Below are 17,113 nucleotides of genomic sequence, written 5' to 3'. Positions count from 1 at the left end.
CATCAGCGGCCCGCCTGTCGTCATCGAGCAGTGACGCGAACGATCCTTCGGATCGGTCTCGTCACTGCGTCGGGGCGACAGGATTTGAACCTGCGACCTCCCGCTCCCAAAGCGGGCGCTCTACCAAGCTGAGCTACGCCCCGGGTAGGAACCCGCGCGCGCGGGAACGGCCTTCACGAGTCTAACGGAACGGAGCACCCCCGTCAGTCAGGTATGCTCATGGGAGTGCCGCGGCTTTCCGTCGCGGGCCGGTCCCTCGCAGAGCGAGCGGTCCGGGGCTGTAGCTTAGTGGTAAAGCCTCTGTCTTCCAAACAGATGATGCGAGTTCGATTCTCGTCAGCCCCTCCACGTTCCCCTCCCCCGCCTTTTCGCATCCGGCGCATCGCGCTCCCCGGTCCGCGGCGTAGAGTTCGCTGCATCGAAGGGAACGACATGGAGATCACTCCGTCTCGCATCGCATCGCTCGAACCGGACGAGGTCTTCGTCTTCGGTTCCAACGCCGAAGGGCTGCACGGCGGCGGCGCCGCGCTCATCGCGTACGAGAGCTTCGGCGCGGTCTGGGGCGAGGGCCACGGTCATCACGGCCGCACCTACGCGATCGACACCATGAGCGGACTCGACGTCCTCGCCACCGAGGCGGAGACGTTCGTGGCCTATGCGGCCGCGCATCCCGCGCTGCGATTCCTGCTCACGCCCGTGGGGTGCGGGATCGCGGGGTACGCGCCGGCTCAGGTCGCACCGCTGTTCGCCGGACTCCCCGCCAACGTGACCCGGCCGGAGGCCTTCCTCCCGTACCTCTGAGGCCGGCGGCTGCATCTTGCGGACCCTCCCCCGGCCTGCCACCGCCGCGCATCACGCGGAGACGACGAGAGCCCCCGCCGAAGCGGGGGCTCTCCGGTGCGGACGTGCGGGAGGCTCAGGCCTGGCCGCGACGCTCGCGGAGCTGTGCGAGGGCGTCGCCGAGCAGCTGCTCGGCCTCCTCGTCGGTGCGGCGCTCCTTCACGTACGCGAGGTGCGTCTTGTAGGGCTCCGCCTTCGCGATCTCCGGCGGGTTCTCCTTGTCGCGTCCGGCCGGGAGGCCGGAGTGCGGGTGGTCGATGATGTCCGGGATCTCCTCCTCGGGCAGGCCCGCCGCGAAGTACCGCACGGTCTCGTTGCCGAGTCCGTCCCAGTACGAGATCGCGATGCGGTCGGCGTGGTAGCCGTGGTCCTGCTCGCCCATCGGGCCGGATCCAACCCTCGTTCCTCGGATCGCGTTGCCGCCGGTCGCCATCAGATCGCCTCGAACTTCGTGATCAGGCCGAGTCCCACGACCGCGACGAACCAGACCAGCGCGAGCACGACCGTGAACCGGTTGAGGTTCCGCTCGGCGAGACCGCTGGACCCGACGGCGGAGGACATGCCGCCGCCGAACATGTCGGAGAGGCCTCCGCCGCGCCCCTTGTGGAGCAGGATCAGAAGGGTCAGCAGGACGCTGGTGATGCCCAGCAGCACCTGCAGGATGAACTGGAGAATATCCACGGATCGGCCTTTCGCTCGGGCCCGCACGGGCGTGCGGGATCCCGGGTAACGGTCAATTATACGTCGAGACGTCCCCGCCCCTTCGGGCGGGGACGCGTGTCACACTCCGACGTGCTTCTGGTAGCGCACGATCGCGGCGAACTCGTCGACGACCAGGCTCGCCCCGCCGACCAGCGCGCCGTCCACGTCGGGCTCGCGCATGAACCCGGCGATGTTCGCCGACTTCACCGATCCGCCGTAGAGGATCCTGGTGCGCGCGGCGGCCTCGTCGCCGAGGACCTTCGCGATCACGCCGCGCAGGACCGCGCAGACATCCTGCGCCTGCTGCGGGGTCGCAGCCTGGCCGGAGCCGATGGCCCAGACCGGCTCGTACGCGACGACGATGTCCGCCTTCGCATCCAGGCCCTGCAGGGCCGCCTCGAGCTGCCCGGCGGGCACGGCGCTCGCACCGAACTCCTCCAGGTCCTCCGCCGTCTCGCCCACGCAGATCACGGGCACCAGGCCGTGCTTGATCGCGGCCTTGGTCTTGGCCGCCACGACCTCGTCGCCCTCGGCGTGGTACTCGCGCCGCTCCGAGTGGCCGATGATGACGTAGCTCGCGTCGAGCTTGGCCAGGAACGCGCCGGAGATCTCACCGGTGTACGCGCCGGAGTCGTGCTGCGACAGGTCCTGGGCGCCGAAGGCGAACGGGATCTTGTCCGCGTCGATGAGCGTCTGCACGCTGCGCAGATCGGTGAACGGCGGGAACACCGCCACCTCGACCGTTCCGTCCTCGTGCTTGGCGTCCTTGAGCGTCCAGTGCAGCTTCTGCACGAATGCCACCGCCTGCAGGTGGTCGAGGTTCATCTTCCAGTTGCCCGCGATCAGCGGGGTTCTGCTGTTCACACCCATCCGAGGACCTCCAGTCCGGGAAGCTTCTTGCCTTCGAGGAATTCGAGGCTCGCGCCTCCGCCCGTCGAGATGTGACCGAACTGGTCATCCGCGAAACCGAGCTGACGCACGGCCGCGGCGGAGTCGCCGCCGCCGACGACGCTCAGTCCGTCCGCCTCGGTCAGCGCCTGCGCGACGGCCTTGGTGCCGGCGGCGAACGCCGGGAACTCGAACACGCCCATCGGCCCGTTCCAGAACACGGTCCTCGATCCGCGGATCGCGTCCGCGAAGCGCGCGGCGGTGTCGGGCCCGATGTCGAGTCCGATGCCCGAGGCGCCGAAGGACGTCGCCTCGATCGCGTCGGCGGCGGCGACCTCGTGGGTCGCATCCGCGGAGAACGAGGCCGCGACGACCACGTCGGCGGGGAGCACGAGCTCCACGCCGCGCTCGGCCGCCTCGGCGATGTAGCCGCGCACGGTGTCGAGCTGGTCCTTCTCCAGCAGGCTGGAGGCGACCGCGTGGCCCTGTGCTGCGAGGAACGTGAACAGCATGCCGCCGCCGACGAGCAGGCGGTCCACCCGCGGCAGCAGGTGCGAGATCACGCCGAGCTTGTCGGAGACCTTGGATCCGCCGAGCACGACCGTGTAGGGGCGCTCGGGGTTCTCGGTGAGGCGGTCCAGGACCTTCAGCTCGGCTTCGATGAGCAGTCCGGCCGCGGACGGCAGGATCTGCGCGAGGTCGTAGACGCTGGCCTGCTTGCGGTGAACGACGCCGAACCCGTCGGAGACGAGCGCGTCGCCGAGGGCGGCGAGCTGCTCCGCGAAGGCGCGGCGCTCCGCGTCGTCCTTCGAGGTCTCCCCCGGGTTGAAGCGGAGGTTCTCGAGCACGACGACGCCGCCGGGCTGCAGGGCCGCGACCGTCTCCTGCGCCGAGGCGCCGACGGTGTCCGCCGCGAACGCGACCGGCTGCCCGAGTAGCTCGCCCAGACGCGCCGCGACGGGCGCCAGGCTGTACTGCGGGTCGGGGGCGCCCTCAGGACGACCGAGGTGGGAGCACACGATCACGCGGGCCCCCTGGTCGATGAGGGCCTTGAGGGTCGGCACCGACGCTCGAACACGGCCATCGTCCGTGATGACCCCGTCCCGCAGGGGGACGTTGAGGTCACAACGGACGATGACGCGTGTTCCGTCGAGCGAACCGACCGATTCCTTCAGGGATTCGAGGGTGCGCAGAGTCATGGATATGAGCTTAGAGGCGCTCGGCCACGTACTCGGTGAGGTCGACGAGACGGTTCGAGTAGCCCCACTCGTTGTCGTACCAGCTGGAGACCTTGACCAGGTTGCCGGAGACGTTGGTGAGGGTCGAGTCGAAGATCGACGAGAAGGGGTTGCCCTGGATGTCGCTCGAGACGATCTGGTCCTCGTTGTACTGCAGGTAGCCGTTCAGGCGCCCCTCGGCGGCGGCCTTCGCGTACGCGGCGTTGACCTCGTCGGCCGTCAGGTCCTCGCGCTCGGTGATGAGCGTCAGGTCGACGATCGAGCCGGTGGGGACGGGCACGCGGTAGGAGGATCCGCTGAGCTTGCCGTTGAGCTCCGGCAGCACGAGGCCGATGGCCTTGGCGGCACCGGTCGAGGCCGGGACGATGTTGATCGCGGCGGCGCGGGCGCGGCGCAGGTCGCCGTGCGGGCCGTCCTGCAGGTTCTGGTCGGCGGTGTACGCGTGCGCGGTCATCATGAAGCCGCGGACGATGCCGAACTCGTCGTTGAAGACCTTCGCCAGCGGCGCGAGGCAGTTGGTCGTGCAGGAGGCGTTGGAGATGATGTGGTCCGTCTCCGGGTTGTAGGTCTCCTCGTTCACGCCCATGACGATGGTCGCGTCGTCGCCGGTCGCGGGGGCGGAGATCAGCACCTTCTTGGCGCCGGCCTCGATGTGCTTCTTCGCGAGCTCGGCCTTGGTGAAGAACCCGGTCGACTCGATGACGATGTCCACGCCCAGCTCGCCCCAGGGAAGGTTCGCGGGGTCGCGCTCGGCAAACGCCTTGATGTGGTGGCCGTCGACGGTGATGCTCTCGTCGTCGTAGCTCACGTCCGCCTTGAGCACGCCGCCGACGGAGTCGTACTTCAGCAGGTGCGCGAGGGTCTTGTTGTCGGTGAGGTCGTTGACCGCGACGATCTCGAGGTCGGCACCCTGCTCGAGGGCTGCGCGGAAGTAGTTGCGTCCGATTCGGCCGAAGCCGTTGATACCGATCTTGACAGACACGAAAGTCTCCTGGTTCTTACTCAAGGAAGTGCGTGATTCTTGCGGATTGCACGGACAACGGCGTCCTGATGGGAATTTCGCCCATCAGGACGCCCATCTTTTACGACAGTACCAGCAGTCCGTTGGTCTTCTCGCGCGCGGCAGCGAAGCGCTGGGCGACGTTCTCCCAGTTCGCGATGTTCCACGCGGCCTTGACGTAGTCGGCCTTGACGTTCAGGTAGTCCAGGTAGAAGGCGTGCTCCCACATGTCCAGCTGGAACAGCGGCACCGTGCCCTGCGCGGTGTTGCCCTGCTGGTCGAACAGCTGCTGGATGATCAGGCGGGCGCCGATCGGGTCCCAGCTCAGCACGGCCCAGCCGGAGCCCTGGATGCCCATGGCCGCGGCGGTGAAGTGCGCCTGGAACTTCTCGAACGAGCCGAAGAACTCCTCGATGGCGGCCTTCAGCTCGCCCTCGGGCTGACCGCCGCCGTTCGGCGACAGGTTGGTCCAGAAGATCGAGTGGTTGACGTGGCCGCCGAGGTGGAACGCGAGGTCCTTCTCGAGCCGGTTCACATTCGCGAAGTTCCCGGTCTCGCGGGCCTCCGCCAGCTGCTCCAGCGCCGCGTTCGCTCCGGCGACGTAGGCGGCGTGGTGCTTGTCATGGTGCAGCTCCATGATCTTGCCGCTGATGTGCGGCTCGAGAGCCGCGAAATCGTACGGAAGGTCGGGCAGCGTGTAGATCGCCATGTCGATTTCATCCAATCCGCGCCGCGCTCGCGGCGCTTGCCGGTCCCCCGGAACGCGGTGGTGCGCACGGGGCGGACGTCTTTCATCCTAATGACGGCAACGCGCGGAATGTCCGGATCCTTCCGGATGTGACACCGACGAGGGCCTGCGTCCGGGCGTGTTTCCACAGACCGGAACGCAGGCCCTCGATACGGCGTCTCAGACGTCGAGACCGGCGGGAACCGCGGCCTCCGTGCCGGGGATCCCCTCGGTCTGCGCGCGCTTGTCGGCCATCGCGAGAAGGCGGCGGATGCGGCCTGCGACGGCGTCCTTCGTGAGGGGCGGGTCGGCGTGGTGGCCGAGTTCGTCGAGGCTGGCGTCACGGTGCGCGAGACGCAGGGCGCCCGCCGTGCGCAGGTGCTCCGGCACGTCCTCGCCGAGGATCTCCAGCGCGCGCTCGACGCGGGCGCAGGCGGCGACGGCGGCCTGCGCGGAACGGCGCAGGTTGGCGTCGTCGAAGTTGACGAGACGGTTGACGCCCGCGCGCACCTCGCGGCGCTGGCGCATCTCCTCCCACGCGGCGGCGGTCTTGGAGGCACCCATCAGGGCGAGCACGGCACGGATGCCCTCGGGCTCGCGGATCACGACGCGCGGCATCCCGCGGACCTCGCGCGCCTTCGCGGCGATGCCGATGCGGTGCGCGGCGCCGACGAGAGCCATGGCCGCCTCGGACGACGGGCAGGCCACCTCGAGCACGGCGGAGCGGCCGGGCTCGCTGAGAGAGCCGGCGGCGAGGAAGGCGCCGCGCCACAGGCCGGCCAGCTCTTCCCTGGATCCGGTGGTGAGACGGTTGGGCAGGCCGCGCACGGGGCGACGGCGCTGATCGAGCAGACCGGTCTGGCGGGCGAGGGTCTCGCCTGCCGCGATCACGCGTACGGCGAACTTCGCGCCGTCGTGGCTGGACGCGCCCTGGATCGGGGCGATCTCGGGACGGACCCCGAACAGCTCCGCGAGATCGCGCGCGACGCGACGCGCGAGCAGCTCCGCATCCACCTCGGCCTCGACCGCGATGCGGTTGGCGATCTGGTGCAGCCCCCCGGCGAACCTCAGCACCGCCGTCACCTCCGCGACGCGCACCGAGGGGGGTGCGTTCCGGATGCTGACGAGCTCGGCCTTGACGTCGGTGGTGAGTGCCACGGGTCTCCTTCTCACGGGCGGCGCCGGATCTCGGCACAAGGGATCAGCTTACCCGGCCGAAGCGCTCACCACCGGCCGGGCCCGCCTCACTCTCGCCCGAGATCGCGGTGACGGACGGTCACCGCGACGCCCGGGATCTGTCCCAGACGCGCGGCGAGCTCTTCGACCATCGCCACCGAACGGTGTTTGCCGCCCGTGCAGCCGATGGCGACCATCGAGTGGCTCTTGTTCTCGCGCTGATAGCCCTCGAGGACCGGACGCAGTGCGGCCGTGTACGCGTCGAGGAACTCCTGCGCCCCGTCCCGGGTGAGGACGTAGTCGCGGACCTCGGAGTCGAGGCCCGTGGAGCCGCGCAGCTCGTCGATCCAGAACGGGTTGGGCAGGAAGCGCATGTCGGCCACGAGGTCGGCGTCCGAGGGAAGGCCGTATTTGAAGCCGAAGCTCATGACCGTGAGCTTGTGGCGCGCGGCGCCCTCCTCGGCGAACACCTCGTTGACCTTGGTGGCCAGCTGGTGCACGTTCAGGTTCGACGTGTCGATGATGATGTCGGCGGCTTCGCGCAGGGGAGCGACCCGCGTCCGCTCCGTGCGGATGCCGTCGAGCAGCGTGCCGTCGCCCTGCAGCGGGTGCGGGCGTCGCACGGATTCGAAGCGCCGCACCAGCACGTCGTCGACGGCGTCGAGGAACACCACCTGCACGGAGCCGTGCTCGCGCAGCGCACGCGCCACGCCGGGGAAGCCGTCGAAGAGATCACGCCCGCGCACGTCGACGACGGCGGCCACCTTGGGCAGCGCCGCGCCGCCGAGGTTGGCGAGATCGAGCAGCGGGCGGAGCATCTGCGGCGGCAGGTTGTCGACCACGTACCAGCCCAGGTCCTCGAGAGCGTTCGCGACGGTCGAGCGCCCCGCGCCCGACATTCCGGTGACGATCAGGAACTCACCCTGGTCGGCGCTCATCTGCTCTCCTCCTCGCTCGCGTCCAGCCTAGCCAGTAGGCGCGGCCTGTGAGGCATCGGAATCGGATCCGCCCCCGACGAGGACCGACTCGGGGCCGTCTGCGGATCCGGATGCGCCAGACGAGGATCCCGCGAGATGGGCGCGGATCGCTTCCGCGAGGGCCGGCCCGATCCCCTGCACCTCCTGGATCTCGGCAGAACCCGCACGTCGCAGCGCCGCGACCGACCCGAAGTGCCGCAGCAGCGTCTTGATCCGCGCGGCGCCGAGGCCGGGGACCTCACCGAGGATCGACGCGATGTCGCGTTTGCGGCGCTTGCGCTGGTGGGTGATCGCGAAGCGGTGCGCCTCGTCGCGGAGTCGCTGGACGAGGTAGAGGGCCTCGCTCGTGCGGGGCAGGATGACCGGGTACTCCTCCCCCGGCAGCCACAGCTCCTCGAGCCTCTTGGCGATGCCGCACAGGCCGATCTCGGTCCGGCCGGCGTCGCGCAGCGCGCGCGCCGCCGCCTCGACCTGCGGCTTTCCTCCGTCGACGATCAGCAGTTGGGGCGGGTACGCGAAGCGCGGCTTGCGGCGCTCCATCACGACCAGCTCCTCCGCCTCTCCGGGAGACTCGTCGGCCTCGGCGACCAGCGCCGTCGCCTCGACCTCCTCGGGCGCGTCGATGTGGGCGAGGCGGCGACGCAGCACCTGGTACATCGAGTCGGTGTCATCGGTGGTCTCGGCGATGTTGAACGAGCGGTACTGATCCTTGCGCGGCAGGCCGTCCTCGAAGACGACCATCGAGGCCACCACGTTCGTGCCGCCGAGATGCGAGATGTCGAAGCATTCGATGCGGAGCGGGGCCTCGTCGAGGCCGAGCGCGTCCTGCAGATCGGTGAGCGCCTGCGTGCGCGTCGAGTAGTCGCTGGAGCGACGGGTCTTGTGGCGGATCAGCGCCTGCTGCGCATTCAGCGTGGCGTTGCGCATGAGCTCCGCGCGCTGGCCGCGCTGTGCGACGGCGATCTCGACCTTCTTGCCGCGCCGCGCGCGCAGCCACTCCTCGAGCTCCGCCGCATCCTCGGGCATCGCCGGCACCAGCACACGCCGCGGCACCTGCTCGCCGCTCGCTTCGCCGTAGGTGCGCTGCAGGATCTGGTCGACGAGCTCGGCGCCGGAGATGTCGATCTCCTTGTCGAGCGTCGATGCGCGCACACCCCGCACGCGCCCTCCGCGGATCACGAAGTGCTGGATCGCGGCGGACAGCTCGTCCTCGGCGATGCCGAACAGATCCGCGTCCTCGTCCTGCGGGAGCACCAGGGCGCTGCGGCCCAGCACCGCGTCGATCGACGCGAGCTGGTCACGGTACTTCGCCGCGCTCTCGTAGTCCATCGCCGCCGAGGCCTCGTGCATGCGCCGCGTCAGATCGCGGGTGAACCGCTCGTCCCCGCCCTCCATGAACGCGATGAAGTCGTCGACCATGGCACGGTGCTCGGCGATCGACACCTTCATGGAGCACGGCCCGCCGCACTTGCCGATCTGCCCGGGGAAGCACGGGCGTCCTGTCTGCATCGCCTTGCGATAACTGGCGTCGCTGCAGGTGCGGATCGGGAACACCTTGATCATCAGGTCGATCGTGTCGTGCACCGCCCACACCTTGGGATACGGCCCGAAGTACTTGGCGCCGGGGATCCGCCGGTTCCGGGTGACGATCACGCGCGGCGCCTCGTCCGCGAGCGTGATCGCCATGAACGGGTAGGACTTGTCGTCCTTGTAGCGCACGTTGAACGGCGGATCGAACTCCTTGATCCACATGTACTCGAGCTGCAGCGAGTCGACGTCCGTGGGCACCACGGTCCATTCTACGGACGCGGCCGTGGTGACCATCCGCCGCGTGCGCTCGTGCAGCGTCCGCAACGGAGCGAAGTAGTTCGACAGCCGCTGACGGAGGTTCTTCGCCTTGCCGACGTAAAGCACCCGTCCCTGCGCGTCGCGGAACCGGTACACGCCGGGATCGGTGGGGATCTCCCCCGGTCTCGGCTTGTACGGGAGTTGTTCTGCCATCAACCCGCCTTGCGCTCGAGCACCCGCCGCGCCCCGGGCCGTCCTGCGGCGATCGCACCGTCGAGGACCTCCGCGAGGAACGCGCCCGTGTGGCTGTCCGCGTTGCGCGCGACCTGCTCCGGTGTGCCGGTCGCGATGATCTGCCCGCCGCCCGATCCGCCTTCGGGGCCGAGGTCGATGACCCAGTCCGCCGACTTGATGACATCGAGGTTGTGCTCGATCACGATGACCGTGTTGCCCTTGTCCACGAGCCCGCTCAGCACCTCGAGGAGCTTGCGCACGTCCTCGAAGTGCAGACCCGTGGTCGGCTCGTCGAGCACGTAGATCGAGCGGCCGTTGCTGCGGCGCTGGAGCTCGGTGGCGAGCTTGACGCGCTGCGCCTCGCCGCCGGAGAGCGTCGTCGCCGACTGACCCAGCCGCACGTATCCGAGACCCACGTCGACGAGCGTCTTCATGTAGCGGTGGATCGCCTGGATCGGCTCGAAGAACTCCGCGGCCTCCTCGATGGGCATCTCGAGCACCTCGGCGATGTTCTTGCCCTTGTAGTGCACGGCCAGGGTGTCGCGGTTGTACCGCTTGCCGTGGCAGACCTCGCAGTCGACGTAGACATCCGGCAGGAAGTTCATCTCGATCTTGATCGTGCCGTCGCCGGAGCACGCCTCGCAGCGCCCGCCCTTGACGTTGAAGCTGAACCGGCCCGGCTGGTAGCCGCGCACCTTCGCCTCGGGCGTCTCGCTGAACAGCGTGCGGATGCGGTCGAACACGCCCGTGTAGGTGGCCGGGTTCGACCGCGGGGTGCGGCCGATCGGCGCCTGGTCGACGTGCACGACCTTGTCCAGATTGTCGAGTCCGGTGACCCTGACGTGCTTGCCGGGGACCGTGCGAGCCCCGTTCAGCCGCGAGGCGAGCACCCGGTAGAGGATGTCGTTCACGAGGGACGACTTGCCGGATCCGCTGACTCCGGTGACGGCGGTCAGCACCCCGAGCGGGAAGTCCGCCGTGACGTTGCGGAGGTTGTTCTCCTTCGCTCCGACCACGCTGAGCATGCGCTTACGGTCGATCCGGCGGCGCTTCTTCGGCGTGAGGATCTCCCGGCGGCCCGCGAGATAGTCGCTGGTCATCGAGGCCTTCTCGCGCAGCAGTGCGTCGTAAGGACCGGAGTGCACGACCAGACCGCCGTTCACACCGGCGCCGGGGCCGATGTCGACCACCCAGTCCGCCGCCTCGATCGTCTCCTCGTCGTGCTCGACGACGATGAGCGTGTTGCCCAGGTCGCGCAGCGTGAGCAGCGTCTCGATGAGTCTGCGGTTGTCGCGCTGGTGCAGGCCGATCGACGGCTCGTCCAGCACGTAGAGCACGCCGGTGAGTCCGGATCCGATCTGCGTGGCGAGACGGATGCGCTGGGCCTCCCCGCCGGAGAGGGATCCGGCCGAGCGGCTCAGATTCAGGTACGACAGGCCGACCTGCAGCAGGAAGTCGAGTCGGAGGCGGATCTCGCGCAGCACCTGCGCGGCGATCTTCGCCTCGCGCGGGGTCAGCTCGAGACGCTGCATGAACTCCTGCGCCTCGGCGAGACTCTTGTGCGAGACCTCGGCGATCGAGTGTCCGTGCACCTGCACGGCGAGCACCTCGGGCTTGAGCCGGTCCCCGTCGCAGACCGGGCACGGGACCTCGCGCAGGTACTCGCCCCAGCGGCTGCGCTGGGTGTCGCTCTCCGCCTGCTGATACTGGCGCTCGATGTAGGGTACGACGCCCTCGAAGCCGGACGAGTACCGCATCTCGCGGCCGTACCGGTTCTTCCACTTCACGGTGACCTTGTAGTTCTCGCCGTGCAGCACCGCCTCCCTCACGTCGGAGTGGAGATCCTGCCATGGCGTGTCGAGCGAGAAGTCGAGATCTGCGGCGAGCCCCTCGAGCAGACGCTCGTAGTACTGGAACAGGCCCTTGCCCTGGGTCGTCCAGGGGATGATCGCGCCCTCGCGGATCGACAGCGACTCGTCGCCGAGCATGAGGTCGGGGTCGACCGACATCCGGGTGCCGAGTCCGGAGCAGGCCGGGCACGCGCCGAAGGGCGCGTTGAAGGAGAAGGTGCGCGGCTCGATCTCGGTGAGGGTGATCGCGTGCCCGTTGGGGCAGGCCAGCTTCTCGGAGAACGACTGCCAGGCGTCGTCGCCCTCCTCGTCCACGAAGTTCACCTGGATGACGCCGCCGGCGAGGCCCAGCGCGGTCTCCACGGAGTCCGTGACCCGGCCCAGGATGTCGGGGGCGGCGACGAGGCGGTCCACGACCACGCCGATGTCGTGCTTGTAGCTCTTCTTCAGCACGGGGGGCTCGGCGAGTTGCACGAGCTCGCCGTCGACGATCGCGCGCGCATAGCCCTTGGCGCCGAGCTCGCGGAACAGGTCGACGAACTCGCCCTTCTTCTGGCTCACGACCGGTGCGACGATCTGGTACCGGGTGCGCTCCGGCAGCTCCATGAGCTGATCGGCGATCTGCTGCACGGTCTGACGCTGGATCCGCTCACCGCACTGCGGGCAGTGCGGCACGCCGATGCGCGCCCAGAGCAGGCGCATGTAGTCGTAGATCTCGGTGATCGTGCCGACGGTCGAACGCGGGTTGCGGTTGGTCGACTTCTGATCGATCGACACCGCGGGGCTCAGGCCTTCGATGAAATCGACGTCCGGGCGGTCGACCTGACCGAGGAATTGACGGGCGTAGGCACTGAGGGATTCGACGTAGCGGCGCTGCCCCTCGGCGAAGATCGTGTCGAAGGCGAGGCTCGACTTCCCGGATCCGGAGAGGCCGGTGAAGACCACCAGGGAGTCACGCGGGATCTCGAGGTCGACGTTGCGGAGATTGTGGACACGAGCGCCTCGAACGCTGAGTCTTCCGGGGCTGGTTACGGGTACGATCGGCACCCGCCAAGTCTAGGAGGGGCCACCGACATTGGCTCCGGGAGCGCCCGCGGAGGGCCTCGCATCGCCCCCGGCGGCGGCGCCCGACGCGGCCCGCCGCACCGGATCCGGCCCCAGCGAGACCCGCAGCGCGATCGCGCTGGCCCCCGTCAGCACCGCGGCTCCGAGCGGCGCCAGCCAGGCGAAACCCGGCCCGTGCAGCGGCGGAACCGCGAGCGCCATGAGCGCAGCGACCGCCTGCGCGATCGCCTGGATCACGAGCAGCCGGCGGATGCCGGGCAGCAGCACCGCCGGCCGGATGCGTGAGCGCCACGGCACCGCCCAGGCCCAGGAGGCGATCACGTGCGCGACGTGGATGAGCAGCACGGCGAGCGCGGCGCGGCCGGGCGACGGCTCGGTCAGGATCATGCCCAGGGCCATGCACGCGATGCCCAGCCACGAGCCCATCGACCGCGGGAAGGCGACGGAGAGCACGGATGCCGCACCGGCGACCCACCACCACAGCGGAAACGGGTTCAGCAGCAGCACGCCGCCCATGATGACGACGGCCGCGCCGAAGCGCAGCACGGGTGCCGGCACCGCACCTGGGGCGGTCAGCTCATGCGGGCCCCTCATCGGCGCACCCCGCGTCCCCGATCGCGCCGTGCGACGCGGGCCGCGATCCGGAGCGCGGCCATCGGATCTTCCGCCGCCCAGGACACCACCTCGACCCCGGCACCCCGCAGGTCGTCGAGTACGCCGGCGCGCTCGAGCAGGAGCGTCCGCATCGCGAGGCTCTGCGCGACGCTGAGCCGCTGTGTGCGCGGCGTCGGAAGCACGTCGATCGCGACGACGGCCTGTCCGCCGGCGCTCCACCGCAGCGCCAGATCGGCCGCAGCCCCGTCGAAGAAGGTCGACAGCACGAACACGATCGACCCGGGGGGCACGGGCGGTGTGCGCCGGTAGCGCGTGCCGTCGCCGTCCGCGCCGGTCCCCGCGATCACGCCGCGCAGCCGTTCGAGATGCCGTGCGCCGGATCCGCCGCGCAGGGTGCGGCCGCCGGGCGAGAGCGCGTGGAAGGCGACACGATCACCGGCCCCGATCGCGGAGCTCGCGACCGAGAGCGCCGCCTCCCGTCCCAGATCCATCGACGTGGGCCCGCTGCGTCCGGTCGCGCCGCTCCCCCACGTCGCGACGACCGCGCCCAGGTCGTCCGCGGTGTCGAGCGCGATCACGACCGCGCTGTCGCTCAACGCGTTGGTCCGGCGCACGAGCAGGTCGCCGGGGCGCCGCGCCATGCGCGCCGTCGCCCTCCAGTCCACCCGGCGCAGCTCATCGCCCGGCGCGAACGGATGGATGTCGCGGAAGTCGCCTCCGCTGCCGCCGCGCTGCCCGTCGTGACCGCCGTGCAGCCCGATCAACCGTGACGAGAGCGGAAGCTCGGCGATCCGCCGGGTGCGAGGGGACGCCGCCCACACGGCGGCCGCGCGCGGCGTCGGCGCGCTGGCCCAGGCGCCGTCGTGGTGCAGCGCGCGGGCCGTGACGGCGAGAGCCTCGGACGGCCCCGAGTGCAGGATGCGGGTGCGGGTGCGAGCCGCCTCTCCGGTGCTCGTCTCCACCTCTCCGGTGCGCTCGCCGCCCTGATCGACGGCGAGCTGGGTCCACTCCGCGTCCGAGGAGACCTCGACCACTCCGGTGACGGAGTCCGCGCCGGCCTCGGCATCCAGGCTCAGCGCGATCTCGGCCGATGAGGCGCGCGGCGGTCGGAGCAGCGCCCACACCCCCGAGAGCGCGAGCGGGAGCCCGGCCGCGATCACATCGGGGCGTCCGAACACGAGGCCCGCGCCGGCCAGGAGCACGGCTCCGCAGAACGCCGCGGCGAGAACCGGTGTGCGCTGCCACGACAGCGGCGCGCGCAGCGTGGAGCGGGTCCCGATCATGGGCGGATCGCGTCCGCTTCGGCCACCGTGGGCGGCACGGGCGTCGCGTTCACGACCGCGCTGACGACGCCCGCGGGGTCCACGCCCTGCGCCCATGCCTGCGGCGTGAGAGTCAGACGGTGCGCGAGCACCGGGATCGCGATGCGCTTGACGTCGTCCGGACGGACGTATCCACGGCCCTCGATGGCCGCGACCGCTCGCGCCAGCAGGATCAGCGCCTGGGATCCGCGCGGCGACGCGCCGACCGACACGTTCGCCGCGGTGCGGGTGCCGCGGACCAGATGCACCGCGTAGCGGATCAGATCGTCCTCGACGTGGATCCGCTCGACCGCCGCCTGGAGCGCGAGCAGCTCCGTGGCGTCGATCACGGCATCCACATCGGTGTGCTCGCGCTGTCGCCGGATGCGCTGCTCGACGATCCCCGCCTCGTTCTCCGGGTCGGGGTAGCCCACGGCGAGACGGACCATGAAGCGGTCCAGCTGGGCTTCGGGCAGCGAGTAGGTGCCCTCGTACTCGATCGGATTCGACGTCGCGATCACGTGGAACGGCTCCGGCAGCGGGTATCGACGCCCCTCGACGGTCACCTGCCGCTCCGCCATCGCCTCGAGCATCGCCGACTGGGTCTTCGGCGTGGTGCGGTTGATCTCGTCCGCGAGCAGCAGGCCGGTGAAGATCGGTCCGGGGCGGAAGCGGAACTCCCCCGAGTCCGGCGCGTACACGAAGGATCCGGTGACATCGCCCGGGAGCATGTCCGGCGTGCACTGCAGCCGACGGAACTCCAGCCCGAGGGCTGCGGCCAGGCTGCGCGCCGCGAGCGTCTTGCCCAGACCGGGCACGTCCTCGAAGAGCACGTGACCCCCGGCCAGGATCGTGGCGAGGGCGAGCGTGAGCGGTTCGTCCATGCCGACCACGGCGGTGCGCACGCCGTCGAGCACCCGGGATGCGGTGCGGGTGATCGCGGCGATGTCGCCGTCGCTGGTCTGATCGATGTTCATGCTCTCTCCGGATTCGACGGGACGGACGGGGATTCCAAGGCGTGCAGGAGCCGATCGAGGTCGGGGCTGCGCAGCTCGGCGACGGTGAGGGCGGCGTGGGCTCCTGGCCCGAGGATCGCGTCGATCGCTGCGGCGTCCTCGCGCTCGAGGGACAGGCCGTGTTCGCGCAGCCGGCGATCCGCGAGCGCGGAGACCCGACGGCGCAGCGACATCCCCACGACTCCCGTGCGGGTGTCGATGGCCCAGGCGAGCCGGGACACGTCCGAGCCCCGCTGGAACTGCTCCGGTGCCGGAGGCGGCCACGGGCCGGCCTCGTCGAGGAAGCTCTGCTGCGCGATGAGGAGCGCGGCCGCGAAGACGAGGATCCACGCGATGCCGAAAGGGAGCGGGACGCCGAGGAAGTCGAGCAGCAGCGCCACCGGAACGCCGAGGACGATCCAGAGGACGATCAGCACGATCCAGCGCCTCATCGCCACGCCTCCTCGACGACCGCGAGGCACCGTCGCGCGGTCTCACGCCCGCTCTCGTCGGCTCGCTCGCCACCGAACCGCACGGATTCGTACAGCGCCAGCAGCGTCTCGAGCTCGACGTCCACGCCCGGCCGCCGACGCAGGATCCGCACGGCGAACTCGGCCGGTGTCTCGGACGGGTGACGGGACCGCCCCGCGCGGGCGGCTGCGTCCTCGAGCTGCACCCATGCGGCGACGATCGCGTCGCCGGGGTCGCGGTGTGCGTCGATCGACTGCTGCGCATCGGCGGCAGCACTGCGGATCGCCCCCGCGTCCACGGGCTCGTCCCCGGCGACGGCGCCCGTTCCGGCATCGCCGGCGCCGCCCGTCTCGCGGCTCAACGGGCGGGCGGTCCACAGCGCCCGGACCAGCCGCCAGAACAGCCATGCGAGAAGCGCGAGGAAACCCGCGGCGATCACGAGCTCGATGACCGCGACGATGACGCCGAGCACCGGGCTGTCGGGAGGCTGCGGGACGAGTGCTCCGCCCGGCGTCCGCGTGCCGGTCGTGGGGGTGGGCGGCGGATTCCGGTGCTCGACCGCGACATCACCGAACTGCGGCACGCCCTGCAGGGCGGCGATCGCCATCAGCAGCGCAGCAAGGAGAACCACGCCCGCGAATGCTCCCGCAAGCGGAGACGTGCGAATTCGCGGGTCGTCGCGGACCATGCCCTCACCCTACGTGCTGGCGCTCATCCCGGCGATCGCGACCCGCAGCCGTCGGGAACGGGCGCGGGAGCCGTCCCCGGCGACGTCGTCAGAGCTCGACGGCGCCGGCGAAGCGGATCAGCCCGTCGCGCACCGATTCGACCTCGGACACCGTCATCCCGAGTCTCGCCATCACCTGCCGCGGCACGTCGAGCGCACGCGCCCGCAGCGCGGCGCCCTTCGCGGTGAGGGCGATGTCGAGCCGGCGCTCGTCCGCGGCGCTGCGACGTCGCTCGATCAGACCGTCGGATTCGAGTCGCTTGACAAGAGGCGAGGCCGTGGCCGGATCCATCGCCAGGGCGGTCGCGAGGTCGCCGAGCGATCGCGGCGACTGCTCCCACAGCGCCAGCATCGCCAGGTACTGAGGATGCGTGAGTCCGAGCGGTTCCAGGATCGGACGGTAGACGCCGACCACGTTGCGCGCGGCCGTCACGAGCGCGAAGCAGAGCTGGTTCTCCAGGCGGAGCAGATCGTCGGGTGTGGGATCGGTCACCTCATGATGTTACCAACTGCCCTAAT

At 70.1% G+C, this 17,113-nt stretch carries 17 protein-coding genes and 2 tRNA genes; 2 read left to right on the top strand and 17 right to left on the bottom strand.

Annotation, left to right across the window (positions count from 1 at the left end):
* Positions 1–69: 69 nt before the first annotated feature.
* Positions 70–143: transfer RNA gene (locus ACIPY5_RS14540), tRNA-Pro, on the bottom strand.
* 131 nt (positions 144–274) lie between these two features.
* Between ACIPY5_RS14540 and ACIPY5_RS14535 the strand changes: the two genes are divergently transcribed.
* Together ACIPY5_RS14535 and ACIPY5_RS14530 are read left to right on the top strand one after the other, a co-directional pair.
* A tRNA-Gly gene (locus tag ACIPY5_RS14535) sits at positions 275–348 on the top strand.
* An 84-nt stretch (positions 349–432) separates the two neighbouring features.
* Complete coding sequence (locus ACIPY5_RS14530; protein ID WP_400971846.1) at positions 433–801, top strand: hypothetical protein; 369 nt, start codon at positions 433–435, stop codon at positions 799–801.
* Positions 802–916: 115 nt separating this feature from the next.
* Here the strand turns inward: ACIPY5_RS14530 and ACIPY5_RS14525 are convergent, their stop codons facing one another.
* From ACIPY5_RS14525 to ACIPY5_RS14450, 16 genes are all read right to left on the bottom strand, one after another.
* On the bottom strand, positions 917–1,273 hold the full coding sequence (locus ACIPY5_RS14525; RefSeq protein ID WP_292715667.1) for an RNA polymerase-binding protein RbpA: 357 nt from the start codon (positions 1,271–1,273) through the stop codon (positions 917–919).
* On the bottom strand, positions 1,273–1,521 hold the full coding sequence (gene secG, locus ACIPY5_RS14520) for a preprotein translocase subunit SecG (protein ID WP_251441808.1): 249 nt from the start codon (positions 1,519–1,521) through the stop codon (positions 1,273–1,275). The genes ACIPY5_RS14525 and secG overlap by 1 nt, the downstream gene beginning before the upstream one ends.
* A gap of 99 nt (positions 1,522–1,620) precedes the next feature.
* The gene (gene tpiA, locus ACIPY5_RS14515) at positions 1,621–2,412 is read right to left on the bottom strand and encodes a triose-phosphate isomerase (protein WP_400971843.1); all 792 of its coding nucleotides are present in this window, start codon (positions 2,410–2,412) and stop codon (positions 1,621–1,623) included.
* A complete protein-coding gene (locus tag ACIPY5_RS14510; RefSeq protein WP_400971841.1) occupies positions 2,403–3,629 on the bottom strand; it encodes a phosphoglycerate kinase in 1,227 nt (408 codons plus the stop codon). The genes tpiA and ACIPY5_RS14510 overlap by 10 nt, the downstream gene beginning before the upstream one ends.
* A gap of 10 nt (positions 3,630–3,639) precedes the next feature.
* Positions 3,640–4,650, bottom strand: coding sequence for a type I glyceraldehyde-3-phosphate dehydrogenase (gene gap / locus ACIPY5_RS14505; protein ID WP_309337795.1), 1,011 nt, complete (start codon positions 4,648–4,650; stop codon positions 3,640–3,642).
* A 100-nt stretch (positions 4,651–4,750) separates the two neighbouring features.
* Positions 4,751–5,377 (bottom strand): superoxide dismutase, encoded by a 627-nt coding sequence (locus ACIPY5_RS14500; protein WP_309337791.1) that lies wholly within the window; start codon positions 5,375–5,377, stop codon positions 4,751–4,753.
* Positions 5,378–5,575: 198 nt separating this feature from the next.
* A complete protein-coding gene (gene whiA / locus ACIPY5_RS14495; RefSeq protein ID WP_045272521.1) occupies positions 5,576–6,553 on the bottom strand; it encodes a DNA-binding protein WhiA in 978 nt (325 codons plus the stop codon).
* Positions 6,554–6,639: 86 nt separating this feature from the next.
* On the bottom strand, positions 6,640–7,509 hold the full coding sequence (gene rapZ / locus ACIPY5_RS14490; RefSeq protein ID WP_309337789.1) for an RNase adapter RapZ: 870 nt from the start codon (positions 7,507–7,509) through the stop codon (positions 6,640–6,642).
* Between the two features lie 27 nt (positions 7,510–7,536).
* A complete protein-coding gene (gene uvrC, locus ACIPY5_RS14485; RefSeq protein ID WP_400971837.1) occupies positions 7,537–9,549 on the bottom strand; it encodes an excinuclease ABC subunit UvrC in 2,013 nt (670 codons plus the stop codon).
* Positions 9,549–12,467, bottom strand: a complete 2,919-nt coding sequence (uvrA, locus tag ACIPY5_RS14480; protein ID WP_400971835.1) for an excinuclease ABC subunit UvrA — start codon at positions 12,465–12,467, stop codon at positions 9,549–9,551. Before uvrA ends, uvrC begins: the two co-directional genes overlap by 1 nt.
* A 9-nt stretch (positions 12,468–12,476) precedes the next feature.
* Entirely contained in the window at positions 12,477–13,079 is a 603-nt protein-coding gene (locus ACIPY5_RS14475; protein WP_400971833.1) for a hypothetical protein, read from the bottom strand.
* Positions 13,076–14,383: a DUF58 domain-containing protein gene (locus ACIPY5_RS14470; RefSeq protein WP_400971831.1), complete on the bottom strand. Its 1,308-nt coding sequence runs from the start codon at positions 14,381–14,383 to the stop codon at positions 13,076–13,078. Before ACIPY5_RS14470 ends, ACIPY5_RS14475 begins: the two co-directional genes overlap by 4 nt.
* Positions 14,380–15,378 carry an AAA family ATPase gene (locus ACIPY5_RS14465; protein WP_400971829.1) on the bottom strand — a complete coding sequence of 333 codons (999 nt, stop codon included), beginning with the start codon at positions 15,376–15,378 and terminating at the stop codon, positions 14,380–14,382. The genes ACIPY5_RS14470 and ACIPY5_RS14465 overlap by 4 nt, the downstream gene beginning before the upstream one ends.
* The gene (locus ACIPY5_RS14460; protein WP_400971827.1) at positions 15,375–15,848 is read right to left on the bottom strand and encodes a hypothetical protein; all 474 of its coding nucleotides are present in this window, start codon (positions 15,846–15,848) and stop codon (positions 15,375–15,377) included. Before ACIPY5_RS14460 ends, ACIPY5_RS14465 begins: the two co-directional genes overlap by 4 nt.
* Positions 15,845–16,498: a DUF4129 domain-containing protein gene (locus ACIPY5_RS14455; RefSeq protein WP_400971825.1), complete on the bottom strand. Its 654-nt coding sequence runs from the start codon at positions 16,496–16,498 to the stop codon at positions 15,845–15,847. Before ACIPY5_RS14455 ends, ACIPY5_RS14460 begins: the two co-directional genes overlap by 4 nt.
* Positions 16,499–16,643: 145 nt before the next feature.
* Positions 16,644–17,087: a MarR family transcriptional regulator gene (locus ACIPY5_RS14450; protein WP_309337767.1), complete on the bottom strand. Its 444-nt coding sequence runs from the start codon at positions 17,085–17,087 to the stop codon at positions 16,644–16,646.
* Between the last annotated feature and the right edge of the window lie 26 nt (positions 17,088–17,113).

Origin of the sequence: Microbacterium sp. NPDC089698 (genome assembly GCF_044749045.1) — a bacterium.
Taxonomy (GTDB): Bacteria; Actinomycetota; Actinomycetes; order Actinomycetales; family Microbacteriaceae; genus Microbacterium.
The sequence above is the reverse complement of the archived record's forward strand: the minus strand, read 5'-3'. Positions and strand labels throughout refer to the sequence as shown.

Excerpts from the sequence above, each read along its gene's own strand:
- uvrC (WP_400971837.1), bottom strand. The coding sequence starts at position 9,549 with ATGGCAGAACAACTCCCGTACAAGCCGAGACCGGGGGAGATCCCCACC.
- ACIPY5_RS14530 (WP_400971846.1), top strand. The coding sequence starts at position 433 with ATGGAGATCACTCCGTCTCGCATCGCATCGCTCGAACCGGACGAGGTC.
- ACIPY5_RS14460 (WP_400971827.1), bottom strand. The coding sequence starts at position 15,848 with ATGAGGCGCTGGATCGTGCTGATCGTCCTCTGGATCGTCCTCGGCGTT.
- ACIPY5_RS14510 (WP_400971841.1), bottom strand. The coding sequence starts at position 3,629 with ATGACTCTGCGCACCCTCGAATCCCTGAAGGAATCGGTCGGTTCGCTC.
- ACIPY5_RS14525 (WP_292715667.1), bottom strand. The coding sequence starts at position 1,273 with ATGGCGACCGGCGGCAACGCGATCCGAGGAACGAGGGTTGGATCCGGC.
- rapZ (WP_309337789.1), bottom strand. The coding sequence starts at position 7,509 with ATGAGCGCCGACCAGGGTGAGTTCCTGATCGTCACCGGAATGTCGGGC.
- ACIPY5_RS14500 (WP_309337791.1), bottom strand. The coding sequence starts at position 5,377 with ATGGCGATCTACACGCTGCCCGACCTTCCGTACGATTTCGCGGCTCTC.
- tpiA (WP_400971843.1), bottom strand. The coding sequence starts at position 2,412 with ATGGGTGTGAACAGCAGAACCCCGCTGATCGCGGGCAACTGGAAGATG.
- ACIPY5_RS14470 (WP_400971831.1), bottom strand. The coding sequence starts at position 14,383 with ATGATCGGGACCCGCTCCACGCTGCGCGCGCCGCTGTCGTGGCAGCGC.
- ACIPY5_RS14475 (WP_400971833.1), bottom strand. The coding sequence starts at position 13,079 with ATGAGGGGCCCGCATGAGCTGACCGCCCCAGGTGCGGTGCCGGCACCC.
- ACIPY5_RS14465 (WP_400971829.1), bottom strand. The coding sequence starts at position 15,378 with ATGAACATCGATCAGACCAGCGACGGCGACATCGCCGCGATCACCCGC.